This is a genomic window from Paracoccus homiensis, from assembly GCF_900111675.1.
GTDB lineage: Bacteria > Pseudomonadota > Alphaproteobacteria > Rhodobacterales > Rhodobacteraceae > Paracoccus > Paracoccus homiensis.
This window is the reverse complement of the sequence record NZ_FOHO01000001.1, coordinates 114760-132427: the sequence shown is the minus strand read 5'-3', so window position 1 is coordinate 132427 and position 17668 is coordinate 114760. Positions and strand designations below refer to the sequence as shown.

At 63.2% G+C, this 17668-nt stretch carries 16 protein-coding genes and 1 tRNA gene; 9 read left to right on the top strand and 8 right to left on the bottom strand.

What is annotated here, in order from left to right:
• Positions 1-6 precede the first annotated feature (6 nt).
• Positions 7-2934, top strand: a complete 2928-nt coding sequence (ileS, locus tag BMX67_RS00685) for an isoleucine--tRNA ligase (RefSeq protein ID WP_090731692.1) — start codon at positions 7-9, stop codon at positions 2932-2934.
• Between the two features lie 4 nt (positions 2935-2938).
• A complete protein-coding gene (gene mgrA, locus BMX67_RS00680; protein ID WP_090732179.1) occupies positions 2939-3979 on the top strand; it encodes an L-glyceraldehyde 3-phosphate reductase in 1041 nt (346 codons plus the stop codon).
• Between the two features lie 4 nt (positions 3980-3983).
• Here the strand turns inward: mgrA and BMX67_RS00675 are convergent, their stop codons facing one another.
• Positions 3984-4991, bottom strand: coding sequence for a hypothetical protein (locus BMX67_RS00675; RefSeq protein ID WP_090731691.1), 1008 nt, complete (start codon positions 4989-4991; stop codon positions 3984-3986).
• Between the two features lie 92 nt (positions 4992-5083).
• Positions 5084-5167: transfer RNA gene (locus BMX67_RS00670), tRNA-Tyr, on the bottom strand.
• A gap of 124 nt (positions 5168-5291) precedes the next feature.
• On the opposite strand from BMX67_RS00670, the gene rlmB reads away from it, so the two are divergent.
• The 3 genes from rlmB (at position 5292) to BMX67_RS00655 (ending at position 7239) form a co-directional block, all read left to right on the top strand.
• Positions 5292-6095: a 23S rRNA (guanosine(2251)-2'-O)-methyltransferase RlmB gene (rlmB, locus tag BMX67_RS00665; protein ID WP_090731689.1), complete on the top strand. Its 804-nt coding sequence runs from the start codon at positions 5292-5294 to the stop codon at positions 6093-6095.
• 90 nt (positions 6096-6185) lie between these two features.
• Entirely contained in the window at positions 6186-6593 is a 408-nt protein-coding gene (locus tag BMX67_RS00660) for a YHS domain-containing (seleno)protein (RefSeq protein WP_090731688.1), read from the top strand.
• Between the two features lie 214 nt (positions 6594-6807).
• Positions 6808-7239 carry a CoA-binding protein gene (locus tag BMX67_RS00655; protein ID WP_090731686.1) on the top strand — a complete coding sequence of 144 codons (432 nt, stop codon included), beginning with the start codon at positions 6808-6810 and terminating at the stop codon, positions 7237-7239.
• Positions 7240-7359: 120 nt separating this feature from the next.
• On the opposite strand, the gene BMX67_RS00650 is transcribed toward BMX67_RS00655, so the two are convergent.
• Genes BMX67_RS00650 through BMX67_RS00630 form a run of 5 tightly spaced genes read right to left on the bottom strand, consistent with a single transcriptional unit; the run spans position 7360 to position 11338 of the window.
• Positions 7360-8199: a ferredoxin--NADP reductase gene (locus tag BMX67_RS00650; protein WP_090731684.1), complete on the bottom strand. Its 840-nt coding sequence runs from the start codon at positions 8197-8199 to the stop codon at positions 7360-7362.
• Positions 8200-8250: 51 nt separating this feature from the next.
• Complete coding sequence (locus tag BMX67_RS00645; protein WP_090731683.1) at positions 8251-8637, bottom strand: DUF934 domain-containing protein; 387 nt, start codon at positions 8635-8637, stop codon at positions 8251-8253.
• Positions 8634-9365, bottom strand: a complete 732-nt coding sequence (locus BMX67_RS00640) for a phosphoadenylyl-sulfate reductase (RefSeq protein WP_090731681.1) — start codon at positions 9363-9365, stop codon at positions 8634-8636. Before BMX67_RS00640 ends, BMX67_RS00645 begins: the two co-directional genes overlap by 4 nt.
• Positions 9358-11016, bottom strand: coding sequence for a nitrite/sulfite reductase (locus BMX67_RS00635; RefSeq protein ID WP_090731680.1), 1659 nt, complete (start codon positions 11014-11016; stop codon positions 9358-9360). The genes BMX67_RS00640 and BMX67_RS00635 overlap by 8 nt, the downstream gene beginning before the upstream one ends.
• Entirely contained in the window at positions 11009-11338 is a 330-nt protein-coding gene (locus BMX67_RS00630) for a DUF2849 domain-containing protein (RefSeq protein ID WP_090731678.1), read from the bottom strand. Before BMX67_RS00630 ends, BMX67_RS00635 begins: the two co-directional genes overlap by 8 nt.
• A gap of 100 nt (positions 11339-11438) precedes the next feature.
• On the opposite strand from BMX67_RS00630, the gene BMX67_RS00625 reads away from it, so the two are divergent.
• Positions 11439-11954 (top strand): Lrp/AsnC family transcriptional regulator, encoded by a 516-nt coding sequence (locus tag BMX67_RS00625; RefSeq protein ID WP_090731676.1) that lies wholly within the window; start codon positions 11439-11441, stop codon positions 11952-11954.
• Between the two features lie 230 nt (positions 11955-12184).
• Positions 12185-13525, top strand: coding sequence for a dimethylsulfonioproprionate lyase DddP (gene dddP / locus BMX67_RS00620; protein WP_090731674.1), 1341 nt, complete (start codon positions 12185-12187; stop codon positions 13523-13525).
• On the opposite strand, the gene BMX67_RS00615 is transcribed toward dddP, so the two are convergent.
• On the bottom strand, positions 13522-14163 hold the full coding sequence (locus BMX67_RS00615; protein WP_090731672.1) for a TetR/AcrR family transcriptional regulator: 642 nt from the start codon (positions 14161-14163) through the stop codon (positions 13522-13524). The genes dddP and BMX67_RS00615 overlap by 4 nt on opposite strands.
• Before the next feature lie 142 nt (positions 14164-14305).
• Here BMX67_RS00615 and hpbA point away from each other — a divergent pair, with 142 nt between their 5' ends.
• Positions 14306-16342, top strand: coding sequence for an N-methyl-L-proline N-demethylase HpbA (hpbA, locus tag BMX67_RS00610; RefSeq protein ID WP_090731670.1), 2037 nt, complete (start codon positions 14306-14308; stop codon positions 16340-16342).
• Between the two features lie 38 nt (positions 16343-16380).
• Positions 16381-17616: an aromatic ring-hydroxylating oxygenase subunit alpha gene (locus BMX67_RS00605; protein ID WP_090731668.1), complete on the top strand. Its 1236-nt coding sequence runs from the start codon at positions 16381-16383 to the stop codon at positions 17614-17616.
• The last annotated feature ends 52 nt before the right edge of the window (positions 17617-17668 follow it).

Here is a 17668-nt window from a genome sequence, read left to right as displayed (position 1 = left end):
CCCCCGATGTGCGCCGACACCCCCAATCAAGACGCGCCTGATTACCGCGATACCGTATTCCTGCCGCAGACCGAGTTTCCGATGCGCGCGGGCCTGCCCCTGCGAGAGCCGGAATGGCTGGCCCGTTGGGATCGGATCGGCATCTATGACACGCTGCGCGCCCGTGCGGGCGACCGTGCGCCCTTTATCCTGCATGACGGCCCGCCCTATGCGAATGGCAACTTGCATATCGGCCACGCGCTGAACAAGGTGCTGAAGGATTTCATCACCCGCAGCCAGCAGATGATGGGGCGCGATGCGCGCTATGTGCCGGGCTGGGACTGCCACGGCCTGCCGATCGAATGGAAGATCGAGGAAAAATACCGCAGCGAGGGCAAGGACAAGGACGCCGTCGATGTGGTCGAATTCCGGCAGGAATGCCGCCGCTTTGCCGATCACTGGATCAATGTCCAGCGCGGCGAGTTTCAGCGTCTGGGGGTCACCGGCAAGTGGGACGATCCCTACCTGACGATGAATTTCCACGCCGAGGCCGTGATCGCCGCCGAGTTCATGAAGCTGTTGATGAATGGCAGCCTGTATCAGGGCAGCAAGCCCGTGATGTGGTCGCCGGTCGAAAAGACCGCGCTGGCCGAGGCCGAGGTCGAATATCACGACCACACCAGCCACACCATCTGGGTGCGGTTCAAGGTGGAGAGCGGACAGGGTATTTTTGCAAAGAAGAAGCCTGTCAGTGTCGTGATCTGGACCACGACGCCCTGGACGATCCCGCAGAACCGTGCGGTCGCCTACAACCCGGAGATCGCCTACGGCCTTTACGAGGTGGGCGAGGTGGCCGAGAACGCGACCGCCAGTACCGGGGAATTGCTGGTCCTGGCAGATGCGCTGGCCGACAGCGTCAAGGCCTCGGCCAAGATCGAGGGCTGGACGCGGGTGGCCGATGTTCCGGCGGGTGATCTTGAGGGGGTCGTGCTGGCCCATCCGCTGCGCGGAGTCGAGGGCGCGCAAGGCGAATGGGATTACGACGTTCCCATGCTGCCGGGCGATCATGTCACCGATGATGCGGGCACGGGGTTCGTGCATACCGCGCCCAGTCATGGCGATGACGACTATCAGCTTGGACTGAAATTCAAGCTGCCGATGACCTATAACGTCGAGCCGGACGGAAGCTATCGTGCCGATCTGCCGCTGTTCGGCGGCGAGGCCATCGTTGCGCCGGATGGCAAGGACGGTCCGGCCAATGTCAGCGTGATCAAGCAGTTGGCATGGGCCGGCGGGCTGCTGGCCAAGGGCAAGATCAAGCACAGCTATCCGCATAGCTGGCGGTCCAAGGCGCCGCTGATCTATCGCAACACCGCGCAGTGGTTCGCGGCGATCGACAAGCCGTTGACCGACGGCATGGACCAATATGGCGACACGATCCGTCAGCGCGCGCTGGCCAGCATCGACCGGCTGGTGAAATGGACGCCGCAGACCGGGCGCAACCGGATCCATTCGATGGTCGAGAACCGGCCCGACTGGGTTCTGTCGCGCCAGCGCGCCTGGGGTGTGCCGCTGACCTGCTTTGTCAGGAAGGGCGCCAAGCCGACGGATGAGGATTTCCTGCTGCGCGATGCTCGCGTGAATGACCGCATCATCGCCGCCTTCGAGGCCGAGGGCGCGGATGCCTGGTACAAGGACGGTTTCAAGGCGCAGGTTCTGGACGGTGTGGCCGATCCCGAAGCCTACGAGCAGGTCATGGACGTGCTGGATGTGTGGTTCGACAGCGGCTCGACCCATGCGTTCGTGCTGCGCGACCGGGCCGATGGCACAGCCGACGGGATTGCGGATCTGTATCTGGAAGGGACCGACCAGCATCGCGGCTGGTTCCAGTCGTCGCTGTTGCAGGCCAGCGCGACCAAGGGGCGTGCGCCTTACAAGGGCGTGTTGACCCATGGCTTCACGCTGGATGAGAAGGGCATGAAAATGTCCAAATCTCTGGGCAACACGATCCTGCCCGCCGAGGTCGTCGAGCAATATGGCGCGGATATCCTGCGCCTGTGGGTGGCGCAGGTTGATTACACCGCCGACAGCCGGATCGGGAAAGAGATCCTGAAGGGCACGGCCGACAGCTATCGCCGCCTGCGCAACACGCTGCGCTTCCTTCTGGGGGCGCTGGACGGCTTCGATGACGCCGAAAGGCTGACCCCGGCCGAGATGCCCGAGCTGGAGCAATGGGTGCTGCACCGTCTGGCGCAGTTGGATCATGTCGTCCGCAAGGGCTATGACGCCTATGATTTCCAGGGCGTGTTCCAGACGCTGTTCCAGTTCTGCACCGTCGATCTGTCGGCCTTCTATTTCGACATCCGCAAGGATGCGCTGTATTGCGATGCGTCGGGCAGTACCCGTCGTCGCGCGGTGCGGACGGTTCTGGACATCCTGTATCACCGGCTGGTGACATGGCTGGCGCCGATCCTGCCCTTCACCATGGAGGATGTCTGGCTGTCGCGCTTCCCCTCGGAATCGGACAGCGTGCATCTTCAGGATTTCGCCGTCACGCCCGCCGATTGGCTGAACGAGCCATTGGCCGCGAAATGGGATCACGTCCGCCGCGCCCGTCGCGTGGTGACCGCCGCGCTGGAGGTCAAACGTTCAGACAAGACCATCGGTGCCAGCCTGGAGGCCGCGCCGGTCGTGCATGTCGAGGATGGCGATATGCTGGCCGCGCTGAAATCGGTGAACTTCGCCGATATGTGCATCGTGTCGGACCTGTCGCTGACCGGTGATCCGGTCCCGAACGACGCGTTCCGCATGGCCGAGGCCCCCGGTCTTGGCGTCGTCTTCGAACTGGCGGAAGGGCAGAAATGTCAGCGTTGCTGGAAGATCCTGCCCGATGTCGGCACCCATGAACATGCGGGCGTCTGTGCCCGCTGCAACGAGGTTCTGAGCCATGGTTGAGGAAATGCGCTACCAGTCCGCGGGCGACCGCTATGACCGGATGCAGTATCGCCGCACGGGGCGGTCGGGGCTGAAACTGCCCGCGATCAGCCTTGGGCTGTGGCACAATTTCGGCCATGACACGCCCCATCAGACCAAGCGCGACATCTGCCGCAAGGCCTTTGATCTGGGGATCACCCATTTCGATCTGGCCAATAACTATGGCCCGCCGCCGGGCAGCGCCGAAGAGGCGTTCGGGGATATCCTGCGCAACGATTTCGCGGGCTATCGCGATCAGTTGATCATCAGCAGCAAGGCCGGCTATGACATGTGGGTCGGCCCCTATGGCGAATGGGGCAGCCGCAAATACCTGATCGCCAGCTGCGACCAGTCGCTGAAGCGGATGGGGGTCGATTATGTCGATATCTTCTATTCGCATCGCTTCGATCCCGAAACGCCGCTGGAAGAGACCATGGGCGCGCTGGATCACATCGTGCGGTCGGGGCGCGCGCTGTATGCCGGGATCAGCAGCTATAACAGCGAGCGCACCGCCGAGGCCGTGGCGATCCTGAAGGATCTGGGCACGCCCTGCCTGATCCATCAGCCCAGCTATAACATGCTGAACCGCTGGGTCGAAAATGACGGTCTGCTGGATACGCTGGACGATCTGGGCGTCGGCAGCATCGTGTTCACTCCGCTGGCGCAGGGGATGCTGACCAACAAGTACCTGAAGGGCATCCCGCAGGACAGCCGGGCGGCGCAGGACAAGTCCCTGTCGCAGGACTGGCTGAGCGATGACATGATCGCGCGGCTGAACGGGCTGAACGATCTGGCGGCGTCGCGCGGTCAGACGCTGGCGCAGATGGCCGTGGCCTGGACGCTGCGTGGTGGTCGGGTGACCAGTGCGCTGATCGGGGCCTCGCGCCCCTCGCAGGTTCAGGATTGCGTCGGTGCGCTGGACAATCTGGAGTTTTCCGATGCCGAACTGGCGCAGATCGACGACCTGACCGCCAAGGGCGACGTGAATCTGTGGGCGCGGTCCTCGGAAGGGGCGGGCGAGGCGTGATCGCCTAGACCAGCCACCAGCCTTCCTTACGCAGAAGGTTCCTGATCGGCTGTTCCTTCGAGGGCAGCCGGTCGCGATCAAACAGGGGCCGGATCTTGTCGCGGCCCTTGCCCTGATAGATCAGCTTTTTCGCAGGCTCCCATTCGCGCAGATGCTTCTTGATGCGATTGGGCGCGACCGCATGTTCCAGCCGGTCCAGCACGCGGTCATCCTTGCATGCGTAAAGCAGGGGCAGTTTGCGGTAATGGCAGGTCAGATCATCGTCCAGCCGGGCCTGCGCCTTGTCGGGGCGGCCGCCGCCAAGCGAATGAACGACAAGGGGCAGGATTGCCTGATCAAGCCACGGGTCCAGGTTTTGACAGGCCAGCATCTCGCCCGGCTCATCGCGCAGGGTGCGGGACCATTCCAGAAAGCGCCGCCCGAATTCGACCGGATCGGGGCCGCAGAACCAACCTGCGTTGAAATACAGATAGCGTTCCCAGTGTTCGTCCGGCTGGGACAGATCCATCGAGCCTTCGAAATCGACCCCGAAGCGATCGTAGAGGTTGCGCCAGATGGCGTCATAGCCCGGACCGTAAAGAGGCGGGACCGGCCAGGTCCCTTCGCGCCGCATCGACGCAGACGGCCGGGCCAGATCCAGCCCTTGCAGTGGCCCCGTGATCAACGTGTCGCTGTCCAGAAACAGGAAGGGCTGATCGGCGGGCAGAACCTGCAGCGCCTCGATCTTGTTGCCATGAGGATAGCTTGCGCCGAAATGTTGCGCGGTGAAGGGGATGATGGTCGCGCCCAGCCAGTCCAGCACCTCGCGCCCGGCATCGGACAAGGCGGTATCATGGCCCTGCCACGCGCCCTCGGGGCGGGGTTCGGCGATGAACAGGCAGGGCGCCACGTCATGCGATTCGGCCCGCAGGCTGGCGGCTAGAATCAGCGCCTCGTATTCCAGTCGGCCCGACTGGGCGACGATCAGCAGGTTGATCGGCTGCAAGTCCTTGTTATCCGACGCGTGATCCATGGGCTGATCCTGATTTCCGTCAGCCGGACACTAACCCGCCATCGCACGGACCAAAAGGCCGCGATTGTCGGAACACCATTCTTGGGGAGAAGTGGTGGGCGACCCTGGAATCGAACCAGGCGTGGGTCTCCCCGGCGGAGTTACAGTCCGCTGCCGCACCTTGCAGCACGTCGCCCGCTGAACGCAATCAGCGTGGGGGCGTGATTAGCCGCACAGTTCGGGGGCGTCAAGCGGATTTCCGGGGCTTGCGCGAAGTGATTTCGCCGCGCATGGAGGAAGGTGCAGAAAAAGGACGCGGACATGGCCAGCAAAGCAGGAAAACCGAAGAAACCCGCATGGGTCGTGGACAAGGAACGCGCCAAGCGTGCGGCGGCGGCGGAAACCGTCTGGCTGTTCGGCCTGCATGCCGTGCGTGACGCATTGGCGAATCCGGCGCGGGAAAAGCTGCGGCTGGTCGTCACCCAGAACGCGCTGGATCGTCTGGGCGATCTGCATGGCATGACCCCCGAGGTGACCGATCCGCGCGTCTTTGGCAAAGAGGTGCCGCTTGCGCCCGACAGCGTCCATCAGGGCGCCGCGCTGGAGGTGAAGCCGCTGAAATGGGGCAGCCTCAGCGAGGTTGCCCTGCGCGAAGCCACGGGCGAGACGCGGCCGCTTCTGGTCGCGCTGGACCGGGTGACCGATCCGCATAACATCGGTGCGGTCCTGCGTTCGGCGGAGGTGTTCGGCGCACGCGCGGTGATCGCGCCCAGCCGTCACTCCGCGCCCGAGACCGGCGCGCTGGCCAAGACCGCCTCGGGGGCGCTGGAACGGCAGCCCTATCTGCGCGTGCCGAATCTGGCCGAAGCCCTGTCGCAGTTGAAGCAGATGGGGTTCATCCTTGTCGGTCTGGATGGAACGGGCGAGGGGGATTTGCCTGATCTGCTGGCCGATCTGCCGGGGCGCGCGATCTGTCTGGTCATGGGCTCGGAGGGGCCGGGGATGCGCGAGCTAACGATGAAGACCTGCGATCACATCGTCCGCATCCCCTTTGCGGCGGATTTCGGGTCGTTGAATGTCTCGAACGCGGCGGCGGTGGCGCTTTATGCGGCGTCGCGGGGCTGAATTCACAAGGGCGCGACATTTGCACGCAAGCGTTGAGAATTGGGCGCGGGGCTGCCAGAACTGTTTGGTCCAGCCACAACGTCCGAATCGATGAAGCATCTGATCCTGTCATCCCTGCTGACCTTCGTTCCCGTCCTGCCCGCAACGGCACAGGATTGGGCGCTGGAAGGCTATGACGCGGTGGCCTATGCCAATGGCCGCGCGATGCCGGGTCGCAGCGAGATTGCGACAATGTGGCGGGGGCAGCTGTGGCATTTCGCCTCTGAGGCGAATCGCGACCGGTTCGAGGCGAACCCGAACGCCTATGCCCCGGCCTTTGGCGGGCTGTGCCCGGTTTCACTGCTGGAGGGGCGCAAGGTCGCGGGCGATCCCCGACACTTCGCCATCGTGGGCAAACAGCTTTACCTTCTGCGCTCCGATTCGGCGGAACAGCGTCTGTGGAAGGCCCCCCGGCAGGTTCTGAAGGACGCAAAGCAGGCTTTCGTCACCCTGCGTTGACTTCCGGAATGTGAACGGCTTCGAATCACGAAAGCGCGATCGGGGTGGAACTTTCCCCCTATGATGCTCATTTACATCACAGAACATGACCTCGGAACGGTCATGTTCGGATCACTGTCCCTCGTTCCGCGACTTGCGCCCGGCCAGATTTCTGGACCGGGCGCCTTTTATATGAGACTGTCCTACGACTTAAGGGGGAGAGAGGAGGTTCGCCATGGAGCTTGAACTGGAGGATGACGAAGACATCCGCCGCATCGCCCGCACTAACAGGGTTGTTGCCGTCGTCGGCCTGTCGCCCGACGAGGCGCGGCCAAGCTGGGGTGTCGCGCGCTATCTGCAATCGCAGGGTTTTCGCGTGATCCCGGTCAATCCCGGCCACGCGGGCAAGGTGATTCTGGGCGAAACCGTCTATGCCAGCCTGTCGGATATCCCGCGCGATGCCGGGGTGCAGATGGTCGATGTGTTCCGCCGCAGCGAGGCGGTGCCCGCCATCGTTGACGAAGCCCTGGCCGTCCTGCCCGACCTTGCGACAATCTGGTTGCAGCTGGGGGTGCGCCATGATCAGGCCGCCGCAAGGGCCGAGGCGCGTGGTGTCACCGTCATTCAGGACCGCTGCCCCAAGATCGAGTTTCCGCGCCATCTTTGACGGACCCCAGCATGACGCACAGACCCCGGCCTTGTCCGGGGTCTTTTCATGTCGAGCGCCGCAGCGAACGAAAAAGGGCGCAGCAATGCCGCGCCCCCGTCAAACCCATGTTGCGAAAGGTCAGACGCCTTCGCCCACGAAGGCCTTCTCGACCACGAATTCCTTCGGGTCCGAATTGGCGCCTTCACGCAGGCCAAAGCCTTCCAGAACCGCCTTCACATCGACGTTGAACGCCAGGCTGCCGCAAATCATGGCGCGGTCGGTTTCGGCATCCATCGGGGGCAGGCCCAGATCCTGGAACACCTTGCCCGAGGTCATGTTGTCGGTGATCCGGCCCATCAGCGGCGAATCCTCGCGCGTGGTGGTCGGGTAGTACAGCAGGCGCTTGGCGAAATCCTCGCCATACAACTCGCCCAGCAACGGGTCGTTTTTCAGGTTCTCGACCAGTTCGCGGCCATAGGTCAGTTCGTCCGCGGTGCGGCAGGTGTGCATCATGATGACCTGCTCGTAACGCTCGAAGGTTTCGGGGTCGCGCATCAGGCTGGCGAAGGGCGCAAGGCCGGTGCCGGTGGCCAGGAACCACAGGCGTTTGCCCGGCAGCAGCGCGTCCAGAACCAGCGTGCCCACGGGCTTGGGGCGCAGGATGATCTGGTCGCCCGGCTGGATATGTTGCAGACGCGAGGTCAGCGGCCCGTCCGGAACCTTGATCGAATAGAATTCCAGCTCATCGTCCCAGTTGGGCGAGGCGATGGAATAGGCGCGCAGGATCGGTTTGCCATTGTCGCCCAGCAGGCCGATCATCACGAATTCGCCCGACCGGAAGCGCAGGCTTGCCGGGCGGGTCACGCGGAACGAAAACAGCGTGTCGGTCCAATGCGTCACGGCGGTAACCGTCTGGGCATCGGGAAGGGTCTTGGCAGGTTTTTCGGCGGCGTCGGCCACGGTCAGATCCAGCGTCATGTCAAAATTCCAGAATGTCTTATGCGATTTGGCAATGCGGCGAAAGCCCGCTTAGCTTGCCAGGTTTGCGCGGTGGTCAAAGTCGCGCCAGTCCGAACGGGCGACCCATTGGTCCTGCGGCTGGCGTGCGGCGATGTCGGCGGCCACCTGCACCTCGTCAAAGCCCACGCGGCGGGCCATGGCGTATTGATCGGCGATCAGGCGGCCGGTCGCACGCAGGCGACCCTGATAGCCCAGTTCGCGCAGGCGACGCGCCAGCGTGAAGCCCCGACCATCGCTGAAGGCCGGAAAGTCGATGCCGATCAGGTCGCGGTGCAGGTGGTCGACCAGTTCCTCGGGCGCGGTATCTGGCGCAAGGATCAGTTCGGCCTGAACGTCCAGCGGGTGAAAGCCGTCGTCGCGAACGATGATGTCTTCGCTGTTCAGTTGCTCGCTCATGCCGAGACCTTTCCGCGGACCATGCGCCCGCCAATGAAGTGAATGCCGCATTCGGATTTGTCGCTGCCGCGCCAGCGGCCCGCGCGGGGGTCTTCGCCCGGCTTTACGGGCGAGGTGCAGGGCGCACAACCGATTGACGGATAGCCCTTGGCGACCAGCGGATGCCGGGGCAGATTGTTTTCGACCATGTATTCCTGCACATCCTCGGGCCGCCAATGGGCCAGGGGGTTCACGCGCAGGCGCGACGGTTCTTCGGGCTCGAAGAATTCCAGCGCGGCGCGCTGGCCGTTCTGGAACCGCTTGCGGCCGGTGATCCAGGCGTCAAAGCCCGACAGCGCCTGTTCCAGCGGCACGGTCTTGCGCAGGTTGCAGCAGGCGTCCTGATCGAACTGATGTAGGGTGCCGTCGGGATCGTGGCGGGCGATCTCATCTGCGGTGGCGCGGATGATGCGGATGTCGGTCAGGCCCAGCTTTGCCGCCACCTCGCGCTGATATTCCAGCGTTTCGGGAAACAGCATCTCGGTGTCGATGAACAGGACCGGCAGGCCCGGCGCCGCGACACTGACCATATGCAGCAGCACGACCGATTCCGCGCCGAACGACGACACCAGCGCCACGCGCCCCAGATCGGGGTCGCTGACGGCGCGGCGCAGAACCCCGGTCGCAGCATGATGCCGGTACCGGTCGTTCAGCCGCCCCGCGCGCGTGTCGAGGTTGCCATCAAGCATGGGCCGTCTCGGGGTACAGCGCGGCCTTGAAGGGCGCGGGACCAAGGCGGCGATAGGCATCCAGAAAACGCTCGGACGCGCTTTCGCGGACCTCAAGATAGGCGCGCATAAGGCGGTCGATGGCTGGCACGACCTCTTCGGCGGGGAAGCCCGCGCCGGCACGCTGGCCGATGGCCGGGATGTCATAGCCGTCGCCACCCAGCGTGATCTGATAATTCTCGACCCCGGCGCGATCCAGCCCCAGGATGCCGATATGGCCCAGATGGTGGTGACCGCAGGCGTTGATGCAGCCCGAGATGCGGATGTTCAGCTTGCCGATTTCCTCTTCCAGGCCCTCGGCGCGGAAATGGTCGGCAATCTCTTGCGCGATCGGGATCGACCGGGCCGTCGCCAGCGCGCAGTAATCCATGCCGGGGCAGGCGATGATATCGCTGGTCAGTCCGGCATTCGCAGTGGCCAGTCCGGCCTCGCGCAGCGCCAGATACAGCGCGGCCAGATCCGATTTGTGGACATGCGGCAGCACGACGTTCTGGTCATGGCTGATGCGCAGGTCGTTATGGCCGTATTTCTCGGCCAGATCGGCCAGAAGGCGCATCTGGTCGGCGCTGGCATCGCCCGGCGTCTGGCCCGGCGATTTGAAGGTCACGATGACGCTGGCATAGCCGTCGACCTTGTGGTCGTGCAGGTTGGTATCGGTCCAGCTGCGGAAGGCGGGGTTCGCCTGACGCTCGGCCTGATAGCCGTCGCTGCCGGCATTGCGGAAGGCCGGGGCGGCAAAGCGGTCCCGGAAGATCGCCAGCGCCTCGCGGTCGGCGCCGTGGAAATCGCGGCGGCGGCGCAGGAATTCTTCCTCGGTTTCGGCTTTGAACACGTCCAGACCGCGTTCGGACACGGTGATCTTGATGCGGGCCTTGTATTTGTTGTCGCGACGACCCGACAGGTTATAGGTCGCGATGATCGCCTCGATATAGGGCAGCAGATCCTCTTCCGGCAGGAAGTCGCGGATCACCTGGCCCAGCATCGGCGTGCGGCCAAGACCGCCCCCGACCCAGACCTCGAAGCCGGTCTTGCCGTCCTGTTCCACCAGCCGCAGCCCGATATCATGGGCCGCAACCAGCGCACGGTCGCGCGAGCCGCCGGAAATGGCGATCTTGAACTTGCGCGGCAGCCACTGGAATTCGGCATGGTCGGTCGACCAGCTGCGCAGCAATTCGGCATAGGGGCGCGGATCGGTCACTTCGTCCTTGGCGGCACCGGCAAAGGCGTCGGTGGTCACGTTGCGGATCGTGTTGCCCGAGGTCTGGATGGCATGCATCCCGACCGAGGCCAGATCGTCCAGCATATCGGGAATGTCCACCAGCTTGGGCCAGTTGAACTGGATGTTCTGGCGGGTGGTCCAGTGGCCGTAGCCCTTGTCATAGGTCGCGGCCAGATGCGCCAGCATGCGCATCTGATCGGGGCTGATCGTGCCATAGGGAATGGCCACGCGCAGCATGTAGGCATGCAGCTGCAGATAGACGCCGTTCATCAGGCGCAGCGGCTTGAATTCATCCTCGGTCAGGCTGCCGTCAAGACGGCGGGCGACCTGGCTGCGGAACTGGGCCGCGCGGTGGCGGACATAGTCGGTATCGACGGGACGGATATCAAACATTGGCTGCCTCGGCTTTGGTGGCCTGAATGCCGTGGAAATAGTTGGACGGGCCGGTCTGGCGGAACGCCTCGCGGAAATGGGCGGGCTCGGGGCCGTTGGGGCCGCGCTTTGCCTCGACCAGATAGGGGCCGACGACCAGATTGGCCTGACCGATGGCTTTCAGCAGCGCCAGTTCGGCAATGGCCTCATCCTCGAAAAGGGTGGCTTCGGCGGGATTGGGCGTCCAGCCATCCTCGCACATCCACAGGTTATGGCCTTCGCGCAGATCGTTCGCGGTGATGACGCCCGGCTTTGCCGCCGATGGGGTGAAGGCTTTGCTCATGGATTCGGACCTTTTCGTTGACCCCCTTAATATAGAATTTTGTTCTGGAATTTTGCGATGGGGTCAGCAAAATAAGGACATTCAGGTAGCAGAGGGCGTGATGTCGGAACAGATTTCGCAAGCAGCGGCAGAGGGGCAAACAGCCGTCCGTCTTGATGACGTGGATCGGAAAATCCTTTTCCTGCTGCAACAGGACGCAAGCCTGTCCCTGGATCAGATTGCCGACAAGGTCGGGGCATCAAAGACCCCCGTCTGGAACCGGATCCGCAAATTGCGCGAGGCCGGGGTCATCCGTCGGCAGGTGGCGATTCTGGACCCCGAGGCGCTGGGACTGGAGGCATGTTTTTTTGTCCTGATCCGCACCAGTGAACATGACAAGGACTGGGCCGCGCGTTTTCTGAAGGCGCTGCGCGAACGCCCCGAGGTGATCGAGGCGCATCGTCTGGCGGGCGATATCGACTATATCCTGAAGGTGCAGGTCAGAAACGCGCGGGCCTATGACAGGTTCTATCAGTCGCTGATTTCCGAGGTGAAGATCCACAACGTCACCGCGCTTCTGTCGATGGAAGAAATCAAGGCGACCAGCGCCCTGCCCATCCCGGAATTTCCAAAATAGGTCTTGGCCCGCGTCCTGCCGGGGCGTGCGGGCCGCGCGATCAATCGGTCGTGAAACGGCACAACCTGTCCGATTTCCATGTGGAAAGTGATGCTGTCGGCAGGCTGCGCAGCACGGCGGATGCTGACCATCCACATCGGCGTATTCACCGTTGACCAATTGATATACATCTATGTACATTTCTGGCATGCCAGCCCGGCCCCCTTCGTTCCTGCGTCGGAAATCGCCACATGCTTCAGCACTTCAGAGACCGCAGAAAGATCGACCCGACCCGCGATGAGGCGCTGGCCGATGGGACGCCCAACGATGCCGACCGCGTGGAAATCGGGCCGACCGCGCTGGCCTTTCGCGAATGGGATGCGGCGGGGCTGACCGCGCCCGATCTTGCGCGGATGCGCTGGTATCGCTGGGAACGGCTGACGCAGCATGTCGTGGCGCGGGATTTCGGGGCGCTGCTGATGTTCGATCCGCTGAACATCCGCTATGCGACCGATTCCACCAATATGCAGCTGTGGAACACTCATAACCTGTTTCGCGCGGTGCTGCTGTGCGCCGATGGGCATATGGTGATCTGGGATTACAAAAGCGCGCCGTTCCTGTCGGAATTCAACCCGCTGGTGCGCGAGCGGCGGTCCGGCGCGGATCTGTTCTATTTCGATCGCGGCGACAAGGTGGGCGATGCCGCGACCCGCTTTGCCGCCGAGGTCCGCGATCTGGTGCGGGAACATGGCGGCGGCAATATGCGGCTGGCCGTGGACAAGATCATGCTGCATGGGCTGCGGGCGCTGGAAGCCGCGGGCTTTCAGGTGTCCGACGGCGAAGAGCTGACGGAAAAGGCGCGCTCGATCAAGGGACCGGATGAAATCCTGGCAATGCGCTGTGCCTCGCTGGCCTGCGAAAACGCCGTCGCCGCGATGGAGGCCGCCGCGCGGCTGGGCGTGCCGCAGGGCACCATGTCCGAGGATGACATCTGGGCGGTCCTGCATGCCGAAAACATCCGTCGTGGCGGGGAATGGATCGAAACGCGGCTGCTGACCTCGGGCCCGCGCACCAATCCGTGGTTTCAGGAATGCGGCCCGCGCGTGGTTCAGAACAACGAAATCGTGGCCTTCGATACCGATCTGGTCGGCAGCTATGGCATCTGCGTCGATATCAGCCGCACATGGTGGATCGGCGACAACGCCCCGCGCGTGGATATGGTCGATGCGATGAAACTGGCGCGCGAGCATATCGACCACAATATGGCGATGCTGAAACCGGGCGTGGCGTTCCGCGATCTGGTGATGAACGGTCACCGCCTGCCGGAAAACTGCCAGAAACAGAAATACGGCCTGATGATGCATGGCGTCGGGCTGTGCGATGAATGGCCGCTGATCGCCTATCCCGACCAATATGTCGAAGGCGCGTTCGAGGATCACCTGCAACCCGGCATGGTCCTGTGCGTCGAGGCGCTGATTTCGCCCGAAGGGGGCGATTTCTCGATCAAGTTGGAGGATCAGGTGCTGATCACCGACACCGGCCACGAAAACCTGACGCGCTATCCTTTTGATGCGCGACTGATGGGGAACTAGCCGGCCGCGTCGGGATCGAAGCCGATATTGGCGCAGAACCGGGCCATCTCGTGCGGCTGCGGCACCTTGCCGGTATAGATCTCGACATAGCCTGGGATGCGGGTCAGGCGGGTTGCCGTATCCTCGCGCACCTGCATCGAGATATAACCGATCTGGACCAGATAAATGGTGCGGGCGCGGACATCGGCATCTTCCCGGCTGTGTCCCCAGGACATCAGAAGCTGGGTCAGCGTGTCCAGCCGTTCGACATCGGCGGCCTGAAGGCGCTGCATGATCGCATCATCCTGCAAGGCCCAGCTGCGCACCGCAAACTCCAGCCGGTCATCGAACGCCCCGGGCGTCAGGAAGCAGGTCAGGACGTTCAACATCGCCTCGGCCTCGGTATCGGCATAGGCCTTGGTCGCGGCGATCAGCGGTTCGGTGGTGCGTGTGGCCCAATGGTCGGCCAGCGCCGACAGCAGTTCCTCGCGGTCCTTGAAGAACCAATAGAAACTGGTGCGCGACAGTTTCAGCCGGTTTGCCAGCGGCATGATCTTTACCGCTTCGACGCCACCATCGATCAGCGCGTCATAGGCGGCATCAAGCCACCCTTCGCGCGACCCGCGCCAACCTGTTTCTGTGACCGACTTTTTGGACATGGGTTACGACCTATCCCATGCCCCGCAGACCGACAAGCGCGGTGTTGAAAAATCAGGAATGTTCGTGATTGACACGTTACTCGACACCTATGTACATTCACCCAATCGCGAGACTCAACCCACGCCAGAACGCAGGTCCCGAATGTCCAACGATCCGCTGCTGCAGCCCTTCCAACTGAAACATCTGACGCTGCGCAATCGCATCATGATTACCAGCCACGAACCCGCCTATCCCGAGGACGGGATGCCCAAGGACCGTTATCGCGCCTATCACGTCGAACGGGCCAAGGCGGGGGTGGCGCTGACGATGACGGCGGGCTCGGCCTCGGTGTCGCGCGACAGTCCGCCGGTCTTCAACAACATCCTGGCCTGGAAGGACGAGGTCGTCGGCTGGATGAAGAGGATGACCGACGAGTGCCACGATCACGGCTGTGCGGTGATGATCCAGCTGACCCATCTGGGCCGGCGCACCCGTTGGGACAAGGCCGACTGGCTGCCCGTCGTCTCGCCCAGCCATGAACGCGAGGCCGCGCATCGGTCCTTTCCGAAAAAGATCGAGGATTGGGACATTCAGCGCATCATCACCGATTATGTCGATGCGGCCGAACGGATGAAGGCGGCGGGTCTGGATGGACTGGAACTGCAGGCCTATGGCCATCTGATGGATCAGTTCTGGTCGCCGTTGACCAATGAGCTGGACGGTCCTTACGGCGGCGATCTGGACAACCGCCTGCGTTTTACCTTCGATATCCTGCGCGGCATCCGCGAACGCTGTGGCGAGGATTTTCTGCTGGGCGTGCGTTATACCGGCGATGAATGCCTGCCGGGCGGTTTCGGCGCACAGGACGGCATCGCCATTTCGCAAAAGCTGAAGGCCAGCGGTCTGGTCGATTTCCTGAATGTCGTGCGCGGTCATATCGACACCGATGCCGGGCTGACCGATGTGATCCCGGTGCAGGGCATGCGCAACGCGCCGCATCTGGAATTTGCCGGGCAGATCCGGAAGGCGACCGATTTCCCGACCTTCCATGCCGCCAAGATCCCCGATGTGCCGACCGCGCGTCACGCCATCGCCAGCGGTCTGGTCGATATGGTCGGCATGACCCGCGCGCATCTGGCCGACCCGCATCTGGTCCGCAAGGTGATCGAAAAGCGCGAGGATGACATCCGCCCCTGCGTCGGCGCGAATTACTGTCTGGACCGGATCTATCAGGGGGGCATGGCCTTCTGCCTGCACAATGCCGCCACCGGCCGCGAAGAAACGATGCCCCATGCGATCCCCGCCACCGACACGCCGCGCCGCGTCACCATCATCGGCGCCGGCCCCGGCGGAATGGAGGCCGCGCGCGTCGCCGCCGAACGTGGCCACAAGGTCACCGTGTTCGAGGCCGCGGATCAGCCCGGCGGCCAGATCCGCCTGACCGCGCAACAGGAACGGCGGCGCGAGATGATCTCGATCATCGCCTGGCGCTTTGACCAATGCACAAGGTTGGGCGTCGATTTCCGTTTCAACAGCTTTGCAGACGAGGGCGACGTTCTGGCGACCTCGCCCGATGATGTCATCATCGCAACCGGCGGTCTGCCCCATACCGAGGTTCTGACCGAGGGCAATGATCTGGTCGTGTCGGCCTGGGACATCTTGTCAGGCGATGTGAAACCCGGCAGCAATGTGCTGATCTATGACGATGCTGGCGATCACGCCGCGCTGCAGGCCGCCGACATGATCTCGGCCAGCGGGGCCAGGGTCGAGATTGTCACCCCCGATCGCAGCTTTGCACCCGAAGTGATGGCGATGAATCTGGTGCCCTATATGCGCGCCCTGCAACAGCGCGACACGACCTTTACCGTGACCTGGCGTCTGCAGACGGTCCATCGCAGCGGCAATATGCTGACCGCCACGCTTGGCAGCGATTATGGCGACGTGACCCGTCAGCGTCAGGTCGATCAGGTCGTCGTCAATCACGGCACCCGCCCGCTGGACGAGCTGTATTTCGACCTGAAGCCGCAATCCAGCAATCTGGGCGAGGTCGATTACGAGGCGCTGGCCACGGGCGGGTTGCAGCGTGTCAGCACCAATCCCGACGGTGCCTTCCGCCTGTTCCGGATCGGCGATGCGGTCGCGGCGCGCAATACCCATGCCGCCATATATGACGCCCTGCGCCTGATGAAGGATATCTGATCACCGCCCTGCAACATCAATCAGGAAGGTCCGCCACCATGATGCCGAATTCCGAACTGCTTTCGTTTCTGGGCAGCCGCAAGCCCTGGCACACGCTGCCCCAGCCCTTCTATAACGATCCCGCCCTGTTTCAGGCGGATCTGGCCCATATCTGGTATCGCGACTGGGTCTTTGCGGTCACCTCGGCCGAACTGCCCAAGGTCGGCAGCTATGTGACCGTCCGCATCGGCGATTACTCCGTGATCGTGGTGCGCGGGTCGGACCGCGTGATCCGCGCGTTCCACAATTCCTGCCGTCACCGGGGCAGCCATGTCTGCACCGCCGAACGCGGCACCGCGCCGAAACTGGTCTGTCCCTATCATCAATGGACCTATGATCTGGACGGCAAGCTGCTGTGGGCGCGCGATATGGGCCCCGATTTCAAGCCACAGGATCACGGGCTGGGCATGGTTCATTGCCGCGAGGTCGAGGGCATGGTCTATCTGTGCCTTGCCGATGATGCCCCCGATATCGAGCCTCTGGCCGCCAGCGCACCGGGCTATATGGGCCCCCATGACCTGTCCAACCTGAAGGTCGCCCATGTCGCCCATAGCGTTGAACAGGCGAACTGGAAGCTGGTGATGGAAAACAACCGCGAATGTTACCATTGCAGCAGCAACCACCCGTCGCTATGCGTGACCTTCCCGGATGATCCGAACCTGTTCGGCTCGGACGATGCCAGCGGCTCGAACGCGGGGATGCAGCATATCGCGCGTTGCGAGGCTGCGGGGCTGCCCTCGAAATACCTGCTGGGGCCGGACGGTCAGTGGCGTTTTGTGCGCATCCCGTTTCTGGGCGATGCGGTCAGCTATACGATGGATGGCAAGCAGGCCGTGAACCGCCGCATCGGCACCATGCCCTTTGACAATGCCGGATCCTGCCTGCTGTATCACTATCCGAACAGCTGGAACCATTTCCTGTCGGATCAGGCCCTGACCTTCCGCATCCTGCCGGTCGGTCCGCAGGAAACCCATCTGGTCACCACCTGGCTGGTCCACAAGGACGCGGTCGAGGGCGTGGATTACGATCTGGACCGTCTGACCAAGGTCTGGCTGGCGACCAATGACGAAGACCGGCGCATCTGCGAACAGAACCAGCGCGGCGTCAACACGCCGGGCTATCGCCCCGGCCCCTACAGCCAGACGCATGAGGGCGGCGTGAACCAGTTCGTCGACTGGTATTGCGATACATTGTCCCGCCGCCTGCAGGGTCGGCAGGCCATCGCCGCAGAATGACTGAAAAGGGGCGTCCGTCTGGGCGCCCCTTTTGCCATAACAACAAGCATCA

Coding starts and splice junctions, on each gene's coding strand:
- rlmB (WP_090731689.1), top strand. CDS start 5,292: ATGGCCAGCAAAGCAGGAAAACCGAAGAAACCCGCATGGGTCGTGGAC.
- BMX67_RS00645 (WP_090731683.1), bottom strand. CDS start 8,637: ATGAGCGAGCAACTGAACAGCGAAGACATCATCGTTCGCGACGACGGC.
- hpbA (WP_090731670.1), top strand. CDS start 14,306: ATGTCCAACGATCCGCTGCTGCAGCCCTTCCAACTGAAACATCTGACG.
- BMX67_RS00655 (WP_090731686.1), top strand. CDS start 6,808: ATGGAGCTTGAACTGGAGGATGACGAAGACATCCGCCGCATCGCCCGC.
- ileS (WP_090731692.1), top strand. CDS start 7: ATGTGCGCCGACACCCCCAATCAAGACGCGCCTGATTACCGCGATACC.
- BMX67_RS00605 (WP_090731668.1), top strand. CDS start 16,381: ATGATGCCGAATTCCGAACTGCTTTCGTTTCTGGGCAGCCGCAAGCCC.
- mgrA (WP_090732179.1), top strand. CDS start 2,939: ATGCGCTACCAGTCCGCGGGCGACCGCTATGACCGGATGCAGTATCGC.
- BMX67_RS00650 (WP_090731684.1), bottom strand. CDS start 8,199: ATGACGCTGGATCTGACCGTGGCCGACGCCGCCGAAAAACCTGCCAAG.
- dddP (WP_090731674.1), top strand. CDS start 12,185: ATGCTTCAGCACTTCAGAGACCGCAGAAAGATCGACCCGACCCGCGAT.
- BMX67_RS00615 (WP_090731672.1), bottom strand. CDS start 14,163: ATGTCCAAAAAGTCGGTCACAGAAACAGGTTGGCGCGGGTCGCGCGAA.
- BMX67_RS00675 (WP_090731691.1), bottom strand. CDS start 4,991: ATGGATCACGCGTCGGATAACAAGGACTTGCAGCCGATCAACCTGCTG.
- BMX67_RS00625 (WP_090731676.1), top strand. CDS start 11,439: ATGTCGGAACAGATTTCGCAAGCAGCGGCAGAGGGGCAAACAGCCGTC.
- BMX67_RS00640 (WP_090731681.1), bottom strand. CDS start 9,365: ATGCTTGATGGCAACCTCGACACGCGCGCGGGGCGGCTGAACGACCGG.
- BMX67_RS00635 (WP_090731680.1), bottom strand. CDS start 11,016: ATGTTTGATATCCGTCCCGTCGATACCGACTATGTCCGCCACCGCGCG.
- BMX67_RS00630 (WP_090731678.1), bottom strand. CDS start 11,338: ATGAGCAAAGCCTTCACCCCATCGGCGGCAAAGCCGGGCGTCATCACC.
- BMX67_RS00660 (WP_090731688.1), top strand. CDS start 6,186: ATGAAGCATCTGATCCTGTCATCCCTGCTGACCTTCGTTCCCGTCCTG.